14 protein-coding genes are annotated in these 17,016 nt (G+C 38.6%); 11 read left to right on the top strand and 3 right to left on the bottom strand.

The window, feature by feature from the left end:
• Window positions 1–162: 162 nt before the first annotated feature.
• From PN450_RS06065 to PN450_RS06075, 3 genes are all read right to left on the bottom strand, one after another.
• Window positions 163–1,161, bottom strand: coding sequence for a formylglycine-generating enzyme family protein (locus PN450_RS06065; protein WP_271835730.1), 999 nt, complete (start codon window positions 1,159–1,161; stop codon window positions 163–165).
• 210 nt (window positions 1,162–1,371) lie between these two features.
• Entirely contained in the window at window positions 1,372–2,451 is a 1,080-nt protein-coding gene (locus PN450_RS06070) for an HAD family hydrolase (RefSeq protein WP_271835731.1), read from the bottom strand.
• 142 nt (window positions 2,452–2,593) lie between these two features.
• Window positions 2,594–4,546 (bottom strand): arylsulfatase, encoded by a 1,953-nt coding sequence (locus tag PN450_RS06075; RefSeq protein WP_271835732.1) that lies wholly within the window; start codon window positions 4,544–4,546, stop codon window positions 2,594–2,596.
• Between the two features lie 918 nt (window positions 4,547–5,464).
• On the opposite strand from PN450_RS06075, the gene PN450_RS06080 reads away from it, so the two are divergent.
• The 11 genes from PN450_RS06080 (at window position 5,465) to PN450_RS06130 (ending at window position 17,005) form a co-directional block, all read left to right on the top strand.
• The gene (locus PN450_RS06080) at window positions 5,465–8,491 is read left to right on the top strand and encodes a valine--tRNA ligase (RefSeq protein ID WP_271835733.1); all 3,027 of its coding nucleotides are present in this window, start codon (window positions 5,465–5,467) and stop codon (window positions 8,489–8,491) included.
• Between the two features lie 106 nt (window positions 8,492–8,597).
• Window positions 8,598–9,032, top strand: a complete 435-nt coding sequence (locus tag PN450_RS06085; RefSeq protein WP_271835734.1) for a hypothetical protein — start codon at window positions 8,598–8,600, stop codon at window positions 9,030–9,032.
• 371 nt (window positions 9,033–9,403) lie between these two features.
• Window positions 9,404–9,664, top strand: coding sequence for a hypothetical protein (locus PN450_RS06090; protein ID WP_271835735.1), 261 nt, complete (start codon window positions 9,404–9,406; stop codon window positions 9,662–9,664).
• 144 nt (window positions 9,665–9,808) lie between these two features.
• A complete protein-coding gene (locus tag PN450_RS06095; RefSeq protein WP_271835736.1) occupies window positions 9,809–10,162 on the top strand; it encodes a hypothetical protein in 354 nt (117 codons plus the stop codon).
• Between the two features lie 418 nt (window positions 10,163–10,580).
• Window positions 10,581–10,913, top strand: a complete 333-nt coding sequence (locus tag PN450_RS06100; protein ID WP_271835737.1) for a hypothetical protein — start codon at window positions 10,581–10,583, stop codon at window positions 10,911–10,913.
• 290 nt (window positions 10,914–11,203) lie between these two features.
• A complete protein-coding gene (locus PN450_RS06105) occupies window positions 11,204–11,554 on the top strand; it encodes a hypothetical protein (protein ID WP_271835738.1) in 351 nt (116 codons plus the stop codon).
• 469 nt (window positions 11,555–12,023) lie between these two features.
• Complete coding sequence (locus PN450_RS06110) at window positions 12,024–12,380, top strand: hypothetical protein (protein WP_271835739.1); 357 nt, start codon at window positions 12,024–12,026, stop codon at window positions 12,378–12,380.
• Between the two features lie 283 nt (window positions 12,381–12,663).
• Window positions 12,664–14,805 carry a peptidase domain-containing ABC transporter gene (locus PN450_RS06115; protein ID WP_271835740.1) on the top strand — a complete coding sequence of 714 codons (2,142 nt, stop codon included), beginning with the start codon at window positions 12,664–12,666 and terminating at the stop codon, window positions 14,803–14,805.
• Between the two features lie 163 nt (window positions 14,806–14,968).
• Entirely contained in the window at window positions 14,969–16,342 is a 1,374-nt protein-coding gene (locus tag PN450_RS06120) for an HlyD family secretion protein (protein ID WP_271835741.1), read from the top strand.
• 40 nt (window positions 16,343–16,382) lie between these two features.
• Window positions 16,383–16,622, top strand: coding sequence for a type II toxin-antitoxin system Phd/YefM family antitoxin (locus tag PN450_RS06125; RefSeq protein ID WP_148761042.1), 240 nt, complete (start codon window positions 16,383–16,385; stop codon window positions 16,620–16,622).
• A complete protein-coding gene (locus PN450_RS06130; protein WP_168634040.1) occupies window positions 16,619–17,005 on the top strand; it encodes a type II toxin-antitoxin system VapC family toxin in 387 nt (128 codons plus the stop codon). The genes PN450_RS06125 and PN450_RS06130 overlap by 4 nt, the downstream gene beginning before the upstream one ends.
• Window positions 17,006–17,016 lie beyond the last annotated feature (11 nt).

The following is a 17,016-nucleotide window of genomic DNA, read 5'->3' on the forward strand; positions in this document are numbered from 1 at the left end:
ATTTTTTACCCCACCCTAACCCTCCCCTTGTAAAGGGGAGGGAACTGGATTTTTATTGTTTCCCCCCTTTACAAGGGGGGACTAAGGGGGGTAGCAATGTGATGAAAATTACGGAATACCACTTTTCAAACATCCTCTTATATAGCCAGGAAGCGCAGATAATTAGTTAAGTAATTTTACCAAACGAAAACCAATATGTGTTGTTCCTGTATCTGGTGATTGAGACTCCCTGGCCGCAGGACGATAGCGACTACAATAATTAGGAGCGCATAGATAAGACCCACCTTTAATAACGTGTTTAGCAACTCCTGGCTCTCTTGGGTCAAAGCTTTCTTGTTTAGAAGGACCTTGAGGATTTGAAGTGTGACTCTTATGGTCATGACCAGGACGATACCAATCAGTAGTCCATTCCCAGACATTACCCGTAATATCATATAGTCCATAACCATTAGGTTGAAAAGACCCTACAGGTGCGGTGCCAATATAACCATCTGCTTTAGTATTGAAAACTGGAAATAATCCTTGCCAGGTATTAGCTTTCTTTTCCGAGTATTGTTCACCCCAACTATAAATAGCATGATTGAGTCCCCCACGAGCCGCATATTCCCACTGGGTTTCTGTTGGTAGTGACATCTTTGCCCATTCGGTATAAGCTTTAACATCTTCATAGGCAACTTGAACAACTGGATAATTGTCTTTACCATTAATATTACTATCCGGTCCGAAAGGATGTCGCCAATTTGCCCCTAAAGTCCATTTCCACCAGCTTAAATGGCGGACTCTTTTCGCTTCTGGGTCTGCCATTTGAAAGACTAAAGAACCCGGTTTTCTACTATCATCTGATAAACCAGGAAATTGATCTTTTGGTAAAGGACGTTCTGCCACTGTAATATAGCCGGTTTCTTTGACAAATTGGGCAAATTTGGCGTTAGTAATTTCATATTTATCCATACAAAAACTATTAACGGTAATATCTTCAGCAGAACGTTCTGAATCGTAGTGAGCATCTGAACCAATATTAAAAGTTCCACCAAGAATAAATACCATTCCCTCTGGACAGCTATGTTCTGGAGAAGATGCCTTGACTTCTGGGGAAAACCCGAAAAACAGGCCTATGATTAACAAGCTAAGAATTAGTGATTTTAACCAAATATTTTTCATAACTATTTTCATTTTTAAACAATACAATCTCTTGATTTAAATCTTTGTCAGGTGGATATTACTCAAGCTACTAATTACTATTAATGGTTAATAGTAATACGTTTTTTAGAGAAAATTAGGAATATCAAAGATTAATATCTGTACAAATATTCCTGATTTCTAATATTATTTACATCGCAGTGTATTCAAAAATTTAACAGCCGGGTGAACTCAGTTACAAAGGTCTTTTAATTTGTCTACAATCTTGTCTAGTTGCTGAATCATTGCACTAAGCTCCGATGGTATTGAAGTTTTTGCAACTTTACTTTTTGAAGCTGATAGTCGCGGTGGATTTTTTTCAAAAATCGTCTTAAAGTCATCTTTCATGCTGACAACAAGCCAATTCTCATGATCCTGAGCATGGTCTAGAGATTGATTCAGAGGTTCACTATCTCCTGCGTAGGGAACATTATTGTAGCAATATTCACGTTCTTCATCATCGTGATTGATCAATACTATCAAAGATTTATCTTTGTCAGCACTAGTATATTGAAACATTTGGTAATCACCACTAGAATTACCCACTGCAATAATTGGTCTTTTGCCAACATGAAGTTCAATTCCTGATGGTTTACCCATTGCATCATTATACTGACATAGAATCGGTTTACGCACCAACACTCCACCATCTTGCTGATCAAACAATCTGAAGAAGGCTGAACCAATGATATTTTGAGGGGGAATACCGTAGGCTTCTTCGGCAAAAGAGCGAACAAAATGAACCTCACCACCAGAACAAATATAGACTTGAAATTCCTTTGACTGGAGATACTGGACTAACTCAATTACAGGTTTAAAAGTTAGGTCTATATATGGAGCATCAAACCTAACAAAGTCCTGACCGTCATCCTTGAAAGAAATAGAACTGTGATTCTGTTTAACAAATTCTCCAGCTTTTGTGATGTATTCATCTGTTGAGATTTGTTGGAAAGCATCAACAAGAAACTTAATCCCTTCCCAATCTTTATTTCCCTCAGAATCTTCTATTGCCTTGCGGATATTTTCAGGAAATTGACTTAAATCTGGTTTGATTACATTTCTTACTGCTTCTTCTCCTTCAGTCTGTGACTTTATAAAGTCTCCTTGGAAATAATTAGGTCGTTCAGCCCATAAAGTTCCATCATTATCAAAAACAGCAATACGATCTTCCACTGGCACAAAATCAGGTCCTTGTGTAGTGATTTTTTCCACAAATTTTATGATTTCTGCCTTATTCTTAGTATCGTTCCAAGAATTTAATACGGTAGACATGATTATATTTCTCCTTGAATGTAGGTAAGATTTTTGTCAAGAAAATCAGGAGGATCAAGGATCAATAGCCTTTCAGAGATCCTCCTAACTTTTAATTTTGCTTACACCGTAGTGTAGTCAAAAAATTAACCACTGAGTAGACTCACTTATTAGAAATGGTTCTCAACTTGTCTACAATTTTACCTAGTTGGTCAACAACTACACCAAACTCTGATGGTAGTTTTGCTTCGCTGGACATAACTAAAGGCTCAGATTGGCCCCCTGTCGGGTATGTCTTCTGTATGTCTTTGAGGATCTCATCCACCATGTACTTCACACTAAGAGTAGCAGGTCTTTGACGAGGAGGATATTGATCTGCCTTGAATGTATCCAAAAATTCTTTTAGACGTATCTGCATATCACCAATTAAGAAAATTCGACGGAAACGCCAATCAACGTAATTATCGGACTCTACGTAAGCTTTCTCAAAAGGATCACGGCGTAAGTTAAATAACTTAGGAACTCTCAACTCCACAAAGGGTTCTTCCCAAACATTAAAGCCTTCTGCACGCTGCTCACTAAACAACAGTTTCCAGTCATCATAGCGCATTGCTGCTGGATAGCCGTCATCTGTGAGGTAGACGAACTGATGACGAGGTGAACAAATTGGGTCTTTACTATCAGGCTGTCTTGTTTCCGTATTTATGTCATGGCAGAATTCATTTGGATATTCTGTTCTTAGAGATGATTTTGTCTCTGTTAAGTACGGTAAGAAGTTGTAACCGTCTAAGTGAACACCCTTGTTTTCGTCAGCAAATTCCTCATATTTATTTGTAGGAATGGGTTCTTTAATGGGTTCTTTTCGGTCTTTGACTTTAAGAAGTTGCTGTTTGATATCTGTCACACCAGCCGCAGCCATCAAAGTTGGCACCCAGTCTAGGTGAGACATAATATCGTTAGAGACAACACCTTCAGGAATATGACCCTTCCAACGGATGATAGCTGGAATACGGAAAGCACCTTCCCAGTTAGTATTCTTTTCGCTACGGAAAGGAGTTGTACCACCATCTGGCCAGCTAAATACTTCCGCGCCATTGTCTGTGGTATAGATGATGATAGTGTTATCGTCTAAGCCTTGATCTTTGATAAATTGAACAAGTTCACCAACCTGACCATCATGTTCTACCATACCGTCTGCTTCAATCCCTTGTCCAGTTACTCCCTTAGAATCATCCTTTAGGTGGGTAAAGACGTGCATACGAGTGGTATTAAACCAGGCAAAAAACGGCTTTTCTTCGTTTTTTGCGTTTGTAATGAACTGTTTTGTGGCCCCTAAAAACTCTTCATCTACAGTTTCCATCCGCTCTTTAGTTAGGGGACCAGTATCGCAGATTCGTTGATCAAGAGTTTTTTCATTAAGCTCAGATTTATTAGGATCAGGACTTATATCCTTCGGCTTGTCTGACCCTAGATAAGGACTACCTTTGCATAATGATGATGGATGAGAATCTTTACCTGCATAACTATGAAGTACACCCCTTGGACGCGCGGCATCTAAGTATGGATCCTTACCCACAGGTGGATAGTCTTCGTTCTCAGGTTCCTCTTCAGCATTCAAGTGATAAAGGTTGCCATAAAATTCGTCAAATCCATGGGCTGTGGGTAGAAACTGATCTAAATCACCAAGATGGTTCTTGCCGAATTGACCGGTTGTGTAGCCCTCAAGTTTCAGTAGGTCTGCCAGGGTTGGATCTTCTGCCTGTAAGCCAATAGTAACACCCGGTATCCCCACTTTAGTCATACCAGTACGGATGGTAGCCTGTCCAGTGATAAAGGCAGCCCGACCGGCTGTACAGCTTTGTTCACCGTAAAAATCTGTGAACCGAACCCCTTCTTTGGCAAGTTTATCTATGTTGGGGGTTCTGTAGCCCATAATACCGTCGTTATAGGCACTAATGTTGAACCAGCCAATATCGTCACCCATAATCACTAAGATATTGGGCTTTGTGGAGGTCTGAGCTAGGGCTACACCCTGACTCATAAAGGGTAAACCATCTACTAGCAATAAGGTAATTGCCAATACTGTTGTTGTCAGTAGTTTAAGAAATTTTTTCATCTGTTTGCCTAGAGGCTTGACTAGTCGTTACGGAAAAGCTTATTGACATAAATTTTCCGTAACGATACTAATCTAAATTGTATAACGTCAAGGATACAACAGTGATAATTATGGCATTTTAGGTAACAAATATTTCAATACCCTACAGTTCGAGTATTGAAATATTTGTTTATGCTTGGTATCAAGATAGAACTTTAGCGTTATTTATCGTCAATGAATATTCCAAAAGTCCTACTTTTTCGCACCTCAATAAACGCCATTATTGGTCAAATAATTGAATTTATATGGGTTATACTCACTCAATCTTTAATTTATGACCTACTTAACAATTTGAGTTAATATAAGTAAGTTGGCGTTAAACAATCAACATATGTAACGAAATGTAAATTCGACAAATACCTTATAGATAGGTTATTTAAGGGTTTTTACGAAAAAAATGTATATTGATTTTATCGTGCCGACTTACTTATTCCTGGGCAAAATTTACACAACGATTCACTACTCTGTATTAATAAATGTGAATTTACTTGTGTGGTCAGGGAACAGGGAACAGGGAACAGGAAAGACAGAATTGATACCTACTGAGTCATGGCTACGCCACGCAAGCTATCAAAAATCAGGCGTTGCTGAAACCAGGTATGAATTTAGGTGTAGAGACCTTCCATGGAAGGTCTCTACAAGGGTTTTGAAATCATCAAAAATCATTTTCATACCTCAAATCAGCAACGCCAAAAATCAAATAGAAGTCCTATAGAAGTAAAAACTATAATCGCTTATAAATTGTAGTGAGGATCTATTTAACGTCTCTACATTCTTTTTCGGAGATGTCTATTGTTAATTAACCAGAACTGAATCACAAAGATTTTCTAAGCCTGTGGCAAAATTTAGTAGAATCCTTACAAACTTACCATTCCCAGCATGACCTTAACTATTCCTAATCTCCCCAGTCTTTACGAAGCCTTTTCCACAGAAGCCAAATGGCAAAAATTCTGGGAAGACAACCAAGTTTATAAAGCCGACCCCAACCACAAGGGCGAACCCTACTGCGTCGTTATCCCTCCACCGAACGTGACTGGCAGTTTGCACATGGGTCACGCCTTTGAAGGGGCTTTGATTGATGCCCTGGTGCGTTACCACCGCATGAAAGGACGGAACACCCTGTGGCTACCGGGAACTGACCACGCCAGCATTGCCGTGCAAACGATTTTAGAAAAGCAACTTAAAGCCGAGGGCAAAACTCGCCATGATTTAGGGCGGGAAAAGTTCCTAGAACGGGCTTGGCAATGGAAAGCGGAATCCGGCGGCACAATTATTAATCAGTTAAAACGCTTAGGGGTGTCCGTAGACTGGACGCGGGAACGCTTTACTTTAGATGAAGGTTTATCAAAATCTGTTTTAGAAGCATTTATTCGCCTCCATGAAGAAGGATTAATTCATCGTAGTAATTATTTAGTCAATTGGTGTCCTGCTTCTGGTTCGGCGGTGTCTGATTTGGAAGTAGAACCCAAAGAGGTAAATGGGAATCTGTGGTATTTCCGTTATCCCCTCAGCGACGGTTCTGGCTTTCTGGAAGTGGCGACAACTCGCCCCGAAACCATGTTAGGTGATACAGGTGTGGCTGTTAACCCCCATGACGACAGATATAAACACCTGATTGGGAAAACCGTGACTTTACCAATTATGAACCGGGAAATCCCGATTATTGGTGATGAATTGGTGGACGCGACTTTTGGCACAGGTTGCGTAAAAGTGACTCCAGCCCATGACCCCAATGATTTTGAAATGGGTAAACGTCATGATTTGCCGTTCATTAATATTATGAACAAGGACGGCACGTTAAATGAAAATGCGGGTGAGTTCCAAGGTCAAGACCGCTTTGTGGCGCGGAAAAATTTAGTAGCCCGTTTAGAAGCTGAGGGCGTTTTAGTCAAAGTTGAGGAATATAAACATACAGTACCTTATAGCGATCGCGGAAAAGTCCCTGTTGAACCTCTGCTTTCTACCCAATGGTTTGTAAAAATCCGCCCCCTGGCTGATAAAACCTTAGATTTCCTCGATAACCAAGATTCCCCCGAAATTGTCCCCCAACGTTGGCATAAAGTTTATCGTGATTGGTTGGTAAATCTACGTGATTGGTGTATTTCTCGCCAGTTGTGGTGGGGGCATCAAATCCCCGCTTGGTATGCTGTCAGCGAAACTGAAGGAGAAATTACCGACTCCACACCTTATTTTGTCGCCCGCAATGAAGCAGAAGCGCTACAAAAAGCCAAAGTCCAATTTGGGGAAGATGTGAAATTAGTTCAAGACCCCGATGTTTTAGATACTTGGTTTTCTTCGGGACTGTGGCCATTTTCTACTTTAGGTTGGCCTGAAGAAACCGAAGATTTAGCCACATATTATCCTACTGCTACCCTCGTTACTGGTTTTGATATTATCTTTTTCTGGGTAGCCAGAATGACAATGATGGGAACACATTTTACCGGAAAAATGCCGTTTAAAACTGTGTACATTCATGGTTTGGTGCGAGATGAAAATAATAAGAAAATGTCGAAATCGGCAAATAATGGAATTGATCCTTTATTGTTGATTGCCAAATATGGAACTGATGCTTTACGCTATACCTTAATTAAGGAAGTTGCCGGTGCAGGTCAAGATATTCGCTTAGAATATGACCGTAAAAAAGATGAATCTATCTCTGTCGAAGCTTCTCGCAATTTTGCCAATAAGTTGTGGAATGCTGCCCGATTTGTGATGATGAATTTGGATGGACAAACTCCAGCCCAATTAGGTCAACCAGTTCCCACAGAATTGAGTGATAAGTGGATTGTTTCCCGTTTCAACCAAGTTGTTAAACAAACAAATCATGACATTGATAATTATGGTTTAGGGGAAGCAGCAAAAGGACTTTATGAATTTATTTGGGGTGATTTCTGTGATTGGTATATTGAATTAGTTAAATCCAGATTACAGAAAGATGCAGAACCCACATCTCGCAAAGTTGCCCAACAAATCATTGCCTACATTTTAGAAGGGATTTTAAAATTACTCCATCCCTTTATGCCCCATATTACTGAGGAAATTTGGCAAACTCTCACTCAACAACCCGCAGAAAATCCTGAACTTTTACCTTTACAAGCATATCCTGAAGCCGATGATAATCTGATTGATTCAGCTTTGGAAACACAGTTTGATTTATTGATTGGCACAATTCGCACAATTCGCAATTTACGGGCAGAAGCAGATATTAAACCAGGGGTAAAAATTACTGCAAATTTGCAAAGTGAAAGCGCAAGTGAAAGATTTATTCTCACTGCGGGACAGACTTATATTCAAGATTTAGCCAAAGTGGAAACTTTAACAATTGTTGATGTTAATCCTGTTGTGATTCCCGAAGAGATTGCAAAAATTGAAGATAATAAATATTGGGGTGGAATCAAGATCATTGCTTTAATAGTTGTTGCCCTTATTAGCTTAAAAGTAGCTATATTTGTGGGAAATACTGCGTTAGATATTCCCGTATTTGGGACTAGCTTTGAAATAATTGGTTTGGGTTATGTAGGTTGGTTTATTATCCGCTATTTACTCAAATATGAAGCAAGAGAAGAGTTATTTGCAAAATACTTTCCACCCAGTGAAACACCAATTGAACCAGAATTACTACCAACCGTACCCCAGGAAAAAGAAAATTCCATTGCTGGTGTTATCGGGACTGTACAGGTAGTAATTCCCTTAAAAGGAGTTGTAGATATTGAAGTCGTTCGTGCGAAACTGGAGAAAAGCTTGCAAAAAGCCGAAGCAGAAGTGGAATCTTTAAGTGCGAGATTAAGCAATTCTAAATTTGTGGATAAAGCCCCCGCAGATGTAGTTCAGACTGCAAGGGAGACCTTAGTAGAAGCACAAAAACAAGCGGAAATTTTACGCATACGTCTAGAGACGTTATCGTAGATGGTGATTGGTGATTGGTGATTGGTGATTGGTGATTGGTGATTGGTGATTGGTGATTGGGAAGATTACCTATTACCTATTACCTATTACCTATTCCTTAAAAATTATGTTATATCTTGCCCAAGTACATAAAAATGATTTTTTATATCAATATCAATTACGTTTATTAGCACGACAAGAATCACAGAACTTTTGGTTAACAATTTCGGAAGAAAGTTTAATTCTTTCAGGAAAGGATAACACGATAAGTAATAAATTATTAGTCTTAGTTAAACTATCTCCTACAGGTGAAATTGAAACAATTGAAGATGCTACTGATTGGGTAATTAATCTCGTGCAAATCTATCTTTCTACAGGAATTACTCCTGAGTTTCTCAAACAAGAAGCGGTAAAAATAGAGAATTGGCAGCAAAGTTTAACCTTACAAAATCAAGATTTAGCCCGTCGTAGTTTAGAATTAGAAGCCCGTCGTGAACAAATTGAAGCGTTGGAAGAAAGTCTCAAACGTGAAAGAAATGGTCGTGAAAAAACTGAAGGATAAACACGAAAGATAACATTTATACCGGATATTTTAGATTGAAACTCAAGTTAAATCTCAAAAACAGTATTTTTTAAAACAGTTTTTCCATCGAAAATGAGCTAATAACGATAGAATAATCCAGAATTTATCACAATAAAGTGAAAAACAAAAGAAAAAATAAAAATTGTATAATTCACTTGAAAAATCTTCTTTTCCTCATATACTGAAAATAGAGGAGTGAATAATATCCCCTCAAAATAAAACCTTTGCTTTTTACTTTGATGTCCACTTTGCAAGAACAACTACTGTGTGGGGGCTGGTAGTTTTCTATGACATTAAGGTTATAAATATTGCGCGTATTTCCTAAACACCAACTTTTAGGAGAAATTCAAATGGCTATAACAGCTATAACAGTCGAAAAAGCCCTGTTAAATAACCAAAGCATCTTAGAAAATTTGGTTTTGGTTGAAAAACTCGATGCACAATCTGCGGAAATAATTTCTGGCGGTTGTTGTTGCAATAGCGATTGGGATAGATATGATGACAATCGCGGTTGGAGTAACAATAGATATAATGACAATCGCGGTTGGGGTAACAATAGATATAATTGCAATCGCGGTGGCTATGATCCCAACAGGTATTATATATGCTGATCTAACTTTTGGCGTTATGTGGAAAAATTAGCCCATGACCCCATGACCTAACCCTCAGAGAGAGTTTAAAGCCTCTCTCTATGTACACACATCTTTTAAATCTTGCGCGTATTTCCTAAACATCAACCTTTAGGAGAAAATCAAATGGCTATCACAGCAGAAAAAGCCCTGTTAAACAACCAAAGCATCTTGCAAAATTTTGGTTTGGTGGAAGAAATTGACGAACAAGCTGCGGAAATAATTTCTGGTGGCAAGAAATTTACAGTTAAAAACAATACAAACCGCTTCATTTATCACAGATTAGATAATTCTTATTATCTAATTATACCAGGTCAAGAACGGAAATATACTAGCGATACAGGAATAATTGAATTTGATGCTGATGAGAGATTTTTCCACTATCAGCCTAAATCTATGCCGTTGGATGAGACAGTAAAATATGAATTTAAAGACGACACTAGCAATCCCTATGATACTAATATCGTCCCAGTATCATAATCTGATTTTTCACATTATGTGAAAAATCAGATTATGACCTAAACCCCTACTATAGCAAGGGATATTTCAAAGTATCTTCTCTTTTATCTCCTCGAATAAGGGTTAGAAAAGATGTTTGTAGAGGGGTTCTTAATATTCTATAAAAATCGGAATAAAAAATAAAGTTTGTATTGTTTGTGTTGCTAAATATTCATTTTATGATATATTAAAAATAGGAAAGTTAATCATATTTTCTGGAAATAAATCCTGACACAAAAAAGTTAACTTCCATTATTCTGAATAGAGATAATTTTTGTCTTTTGCCTTGATGTCTTCTCTGCAAGAACGACTACTGCGTGGGGGCTGGTAGTTTTCTATGACATCAAGGTTGTAAATATTGCGCGTATTTCCTAAACACCAACTTTTAGGAGAAAATCACATGACTATCACAATTGAAAAAGCCTTGCTAAACAACCAAAGCATTTTGCAAAACTTTGGTTTGGTGGAAGCAATTGACGAACAAGCTGCCGAAATAATTTCTGGTGGTTGTTGCGGCAATGGTGGTGACAACAACGGCAACGGCGGTTGGGGTGGCAATGGTGGTAACAACAACGGCAACGGCGGTTGGGGTGGCAATGGTGGCAACAACAACGGCAACGGCGGTTGGCGGGGCAATGGTGGCAACAACAATGGCAACGGTGGCTATTGTGGCAATGGTGGTAGCAACAATGGCAATGGTGGCAATGGTAGTAACAGATTGTATATATGCTAATCTGATTTTTAGCGTTACTCCCTTCAATACTTTCGCCAACGCCAATACCCTCAAACCCTATTGATATCGTAAGGATTTTATTGGGTTTGGGACCTGTGTATTTAGAAAATTGGCATAGGTATTGTTCTTTCCCACTCAATTGATTTCTAATTCTACATTGGGAAGGGAGTATGTGGAAAAATCAGCCCATGACCTAACCCCCAGGGAGAGTTTAAAACCTCTCTCTGTGTACACACATCTTTTAAATCTTGCGCGTATTTCCTAAACACCAACTTTTAGGAGAAAATCAAATGACTATCACAGCAGAAAAAGCCCTGTTAAACAACCAAAGCATCTTGCAAAGTTTTGGTTTGGTGGAAGAAATTGACGAACAATCTGCGGAAGTAATTTCTGGTGGCAAAATGTTTACGATTGTAAATAACACAAGTAACAATGTTGGCTACTCACTGGATGATGTTCCTATGCTGATACAACCCGGCAACCAACAAAACTTCGATACCGAGTTTGGTGGGGTAATAGTCTTCGATAAAGATATTAACCCGAATGCAATAAATGTGAAAAGAAAGGAATTGAAAGATGGTAAAACATATCAATTTATAACCAAAGCTGCTGATCCCAATATGATCGAAATCGTCCAGTAATTCCGAATTTAGAACGATTTTACGCCATTTCAGCCGATCAGGCCTCTTTGATGAGCCTTGATTTGAACGAGATATCAAGGGTTCCAGCTTCTAAAAATTTTGAATTTGGAATTGCTGGAACTCGTCGCTTAAAGTCTAATCATCGGAGCGGTAATACCATTTCTATATGTAGGTCGGGTTGAGCGACAGCAAAACCTAATCTACATTATCACTGTAATTTTCGCCCCAAGAATCAAGTTAACTCCTATTATTTCCAATAGGAACAACTTTTGCTTCATGGCTTTATGTCTACTCTGCAAGAACAACTACTGTGTAGGAATTGTTAGTCTTCTATGACATTCAGGATAAACGCCATATAGGTAAGAACCTCTGTTTATATGGCAAATAAAAATTTCTACGTAAATCCTAATTCAATAAGGTCAAGTCAAATAACTTGACTATATCTCTTCATTATTTTTGGAGTAATACCATGTTAGGAATAAACACAGAGTACGACGTTTCTTTAAACGCTTTCAATAGCGAATTATTTCATGAATTAACCGATGATGAAGCTTCGATATTTACTGGAGGGCTTAATTTAATAAATGATACAGAGAGGCCTATAACTTTTTACATTCTTAGCTTTAACGCTAACCCGAAAAGAGTAGTTTTACAGCCTGGAAAAGAAGGCTCTTATAATGCTGCAAACGTACTTTACGATTCGATAGTAGGTGATCCATATAAGCCAAAAGTAGAAGAATTAGATAATGCGGGAAGTTATAGTTTTTCTTCAACTGGAGATCAAATAAGTATTCGAGGTTATAGCGCTTCTAGTGTGCGAACCTAAAAATGACAGGTGAAGGCAAGTAGGGGGCAGAGAGGCAGGGGAGGGAAGAATAGAAGTTTTTCCTATCATTACCCGTCAAAATAAACTTGACAGACCACTAGTCTCAGATAAATACAGTCTAAGCTGTTGTGCATTTAATTTGGATAAGTCTGGCGGGCATCTTGCCCGCCCCACAAGATTTAACCATTTTAGAATTATACAATTTAGGTGCGTAACAGCTTATTTCAATACAGTTAATTTATTTCACTGTATGTAATTTTCTCTCCAACAATCACACCAGAAAATGAAATACAAAATAGTCCTTCAACACAGTGAAGAAGATTGTGGTGCAGCCGCTTTAGCCACAATTTCCCAACACTACGGACGCACATTTACCCTCAATCGAGTGCGCGAAGCTGTTGGTACTGGGGCGAGAGGGACTACTCTATTGGGATTACGACGGGGTGCAGAAGCCCTGGGATTCCATACTAGACAAGTTAAAGCCTCTCCTCAACTCATCAACCAATTAGATCAAACTCCTCTCCCTGCGGTTATTCACTGGAAAGGCTACCACTGGGTAGTATTATACGGGCAGAAGGGTAATAAATATGTCATTGGCGACCCCAGCGTTGGTATTCGTTACTTGACTCACCAAGAATTAATTACAGGTTGGAATAATGGGGTGATGTTGCTGCTGCTTCCAGATGAAAGCCGCTTTTATCAACAAGAATCAGATAAAATTGCTGGTTTTGGTCGTTATCTGCAACGGATTTACCCCTATCGCTTTATTATAGCCCAAGCCATTTCCCTAAATATCGCTATTGGTCTGCTTTCCCTCGCATCTCCCTTCATGATGCAGCTACTCACCGATGATGTCCTAGTGCGTGGAGATACCCAACTATTAACCACCGTCGCCATTGGCGTTATCGCCATGAACTTAATTAAAAGCGCCATTAGTTTCGTCCAATCCCACCTAATTGGTCATTTCGGACAAAGATTGCAATTAGGATTAATCCTAGAATATGGGCGCAAACTCTTACACTTACCCCTATCTTATTTTGAAGGACGACGTAGCGGGGAAGTTGTCAGCCGCATTGCAGATGTTCACGCTATCAATAATTTAGTTTCCCAAATTGTTTTGGGATTACCCAGTCAATTTTTTATTGCTGTTGTCTCCTTGGGCTTTATGCTCTTTTATACTTGGGAGTTAACTCTAGCTTCTATAGTTGCATTTATCGTAATTACGGGTGTCAACTGGCTTTTTTTACCAGCACTGCGACAGAAAACCCGCAATATGATTGTTTCTGGTACAGAAAACCAAGGCTTTTTGGTGGAAACATTTCGAGGAGTACAAGTCTTAAAAACTACCCAAGCTACACCCCAAGCCTGGGAAGAATATCAAGGAAATTTTGGTCGTTTGGCTAACTTGTCCTGGACTACTATGCAGCTAGGACTTTATAGCAGCACAGTTACAAATATTCTTTCGACATTTATTAATATTGGTATTCTCTGGATTGGTAGTTATTTAGTAATTAATCGGACTTTAACAATTGGACAATTGATGGCTTATAACGGGATGAGTGGTAATCTTCTCGGCTTTTTAAGTTCTGTTATTGGTTTAGTAGATGAGTTTATCACTTCCCAAATAGTTATTCAACGGCTGACAGAAGTTATTGATGCGACTCCAGAAGATGAAAATGATTTGAAAAAACAGTGGGTAGAAATTCCTGCTAATGCAGAGATTACTTGCACAGAAATTAATTTTCACCACACAGGTAGAGTTGATTTATTGCAAGATTTTTCTGTAACTATTCCTGGTGGTCAGGTCATTGCTTTAATTGGTAAATCTGGTTGTGGTAAAAGTACCCTATCGAAATTAATGACTGGTTTATATCAATCGCAGTCAGGAAATATTCGTTATGGACTTTACAATCAACAAGATATCTCTTTGGAATGTCTTAGACAGCAGGTAATTTTAATTCCTCAAGAACCACATTTTTGGAGTCGTTCTATTATTGACAATTTCCATTTTAGCTATCCTCATATCAGTTTTGAGGAAATTGTCAAGGCTTGTCAAATTACTGGAACAGATGAATTTATTAGCGAATTACCTGATAAATATCAAACTGTTTTAGGAGAATTTGGAGCTAATCTTTCGGGAGGACAAAAACAAAGATTAGCCATATCTAGAGCCATCGTTACTAACCCACCTCTGTTGATTTTAGATGAGTCTACGGGCGCACTTGACCCAGTGAGTGAAGCGCAAATACTCAAGAGGCTTTTAGAATATCGTCAGGGTAAAACCACTATTTTAATTAGTCACCGTCCCAAGGTAATCCAGTGTGCAGATTGGATTGTATTTTTAGAACAAGGACGGTTAAAAGTCCAAGGCACACCAGCAGATTTATCTAAAATTCCTGGCGAACATTTAGACTTTTTAGATTAAGGATTATATAACTCGTTCCCAGTCTCTGACTGGGAATGCTATCACAGAGGCTCTGCCTCTAATGTTATTGAAGGAAGGCAGAGCCTTCTAGAATTCATTCCCATACAGAGTATGGGAACGAGAATTTTGCTGCTCTGCATACATTGTAAATTTTGGAGTAACCATGACTAACAACAACGACTTTTTACCCCCTATTCAAACAGATGAATTCCTACCTCCAATTGCTCGTTGGACTACCTTTGGCGGTATGTTTATTCTCTGCGTTCTCGGACTAGCTATTCCTGTGGCCGCAGTCGCTAAATATAAGGTGACAATCCAAGGACAGGGGGTTGTGCGTCCATCTGGAGAATTGCGAATTGTCCAGGCTGCAACTGAAGGTAAAGTTATGCAGATTTATGTCAAAGAAAATCAAGTTGTGAAAACAGGAGATCAGATTGCTATTATTGATGACTCTCGTTTGCAAACTAAAAAAAATCAACTGCAAACTAATATTCAGCAAGGTAAATTGCAAATATTACAAATTCATGCTCAAATGCAAATTCTTGACAGTCAAATTAGAGCCGAAACTGATAAAGTTAATCGGATTATTAATGCTGCCAAAGCCGGATTAAGCGATCATCAACGACAATATCATGATAAACAAATTACCACTATTTCTGAACTTGAAGAAGCTGATGCTAACCTTCATTCCACTGAAGCAGCTTTGAATGTAGCGAAGTTAAAGCAAAAGCGATATGAGAGTCTAGCAGAAGCATTGTCTAAGAATCAATTAGAGGAAGCACAGTTAGCTACAAAACAGCAAGAACAAGCACTATTTGTTGCGATCGCTAAAAAGCAACGTGCTAAAGCTGCCTTAAATCCCAGTAAGGCTGAAGTTAAAATTGCTAATGAGCGCATAGCCCAAGAGCAAGCTGCTGGTGAAAGTAACAAAGCGGCGTTAGAGAAAGAATATCAAGCGATGATTAAGCAACGCATGGAAGCTGAAAAACAGCTAGAACGTGATACTAGCGAACTAAAACAAGTGGAAACTGAACTAAATCAAACTACCATTACGGCTACGGCTGATGGTATTATTTCTCAAATCAACTTGCGTAATTCTGGTCAAACGGTGCGTCCTGGGGAGGAGATATTGCAGATTGTCCCTAACAATGTTAATCAGATTATTAAGGCAGCAGTGCCATCTGAAGCGAAAAGTAAGCTCAAAATAGGTCAACCAGTCCAAATGCGAGTTAGTGCTTGTCCTTACCCGGATTATGGTACTCTCAATGGCAAAGTGGAGGCAATTTCTCCAGATGCTATTACTCCCCGACAAAATAGCACAAATGAGGCGAGTTCTCGTCCTAATACTAGTCCAAAAGCAACTTCCCCAAATGCCTTTTATGAGGTGACTATTAAACCAGAAACTTTGGTTTTAGGTAAAGAGAAAAATCCCTGTCACATTCAATTGGGAATGGAAGGTAGAGTTGATATTGTTTCCCGCGAGGAAACCGTACTGAAATTTTTCTTGAGAAAGGCTAGGTTAATTGCAGATTTGTGATTATATAATAAAGTAGATTAGTTCATCTCAAAATAATTTGATGCTAACCCTAACAATTGATGAAATTCAACAAAATCTAATTAGCTATCTTCACCAAGTAGCAGCAGGGGAGAGTATTATTATCATGCAAGCAGGTCAGCCAATTGCAGAAATTAAACCAGTTTCTCCTACTTCTCAAAAAATCAGACCTTATGGTTTGTGTGCTGGAGAATTTACCGTTCCAGATGATTTTGATGCTCCTTTACCTGAAGATATTTTGAATAGTTTCGAGGCTAAATGAAACTATTATTGGATACGCATATTTTCTTATGGTTCATTAGTGGTGATCAAAGATTACCAACTTATTTACAGAATAGCATTCGGGATTTAAACAACGACGTATATTTAAGTTGTGTTTCTGTCTGGGAAGTAACTGTTAAATATCAATTGGGAAAATTACCTTTACCAGAATCTCCTGAAATTTATCTTCCCAAACAGCGTCAAAAACACCTTATTAATACTCTAACTTTAGATGAGGAAAGTGTTGCTCAACTCTTAAATTTGCCATTATTACATCGTGATCCTTTTGATAGGATTTTGATTTGTCAAGCCTTACAACACAATTTAACAATTGTAACTGTAGACACTGCCATTCGTGCCTACTCTGTCAACGTTTTATATTGATGTAGTGATGT

The organism is Dolichospermum lemmermannii CS-548, from assembly GCF_028330815.1.
Taxonomy (GTDB): domain Bacteria; phylum Cyanobacteriota; class Cyanobacteriia; order Cyanobacteriales; family Nostocaceae; genus Dolichospermum; species Dolichospermum lemmermannii.

Excerpts from the sequence above, each read along its gene's own strand:
- PN450_RS06100 (WP_271835737.1), top strand. The coding sequence starts at position 10,581 with ATGACTATCACAATTGAAAAAGCCTTGCTAAACAACCAAAGCATTTTG.
- PN450_RS06090 (WP_271835735.1), top strand. The coding sequence starts at position 9,404 with ATGGCTATAACAGCTATAACAGTCGAAAAAGCCCTGTTAAATAACCAA.
- PN450_RS06130 (WP_168634040.1), top strand. The coding sequence starts at position 16,619 with ATGAAACTATTATTGGATACGCATATTTTCTTATGGTTCATTAGTGGT.
- PN450_RS06105 (WP_271835738.1), top strand. The coding sequence starts at position 11,204 with ATGACTATCACAGCAGAAAAAGCCCTGTTAAACAACCAAAGCATCTTG.
- PN450_RS06085 (WP_271835734.1), top strand. The coding sequence starts at position 8,598 with ATGTTATATCTTGCCCAAGTACATAAAAATGATTTTTTATATCAATAT.
- PN450_RS06125 (WP_148761042.1), top strand. The coding sequence starts at position 16,383 with ATGCTAACCCTAACAATTGATGAAATTCAACAAAATCTAATTAGCTAT.
- PN450_RS06080 (WP_271835733.1), top strand. The coding sequence starts at position 5,465 with ATGACCTTAACTATTCCTAATCTCCCCAGTCTTTACGAAGCCTTTTCC.
- PN450_RS06120 (WP_271835741.1), top strand. The coding sequence starts at position 14,969 with ATGACTAACAACAACGACTTTTTACCCCCTATTCAAACAGATGAATTC.
- PN450_RS06115 (WP_271835740.1), top strand. The coding sequence starts at position 12,664 with ATGAAATACAAAATAGTCCTTCAACACAGTGAAGAAGATTGTGGTGCA.
- PN450_RS06095 (WP_271835736.1), top strand. The coding sequence starts at position 9,809 with ATGGCTATCACAGCAGAAAAAGCCCTGTTAAACAACCAAAGCATCTTG.
- PN450_RS06070 (WP_271835731.1), bottom strand. The coding sequence starts at position 2,451 with ATGTCTACCGTATTAAATTCTTGGAACGATACTAAGAATAAGGCAGAA.
- PN450_RS06075 (WP_271835732.1), bottom strand. The coding sequence starts at position 4,546 with ATGAAAAAATTTCTTAAACTACTGACAACAACAGTATTGGCAATTACC.
- PN450_RS06065 (WP_271835730.1), bottom strand. The coding sequence starts at position 1,161 with ATGAAAAATATTTGGTTAAAATCACTAATTCTTAGCTTGTTAATCATA.
- PN450_RS06110 (WP_271835739.1), top strand. The coding sequence starts at position 12,024 with ATGTTAGGAATAAACACAGAGTACGACGTTTCTTTAAACGCTTTCAAT.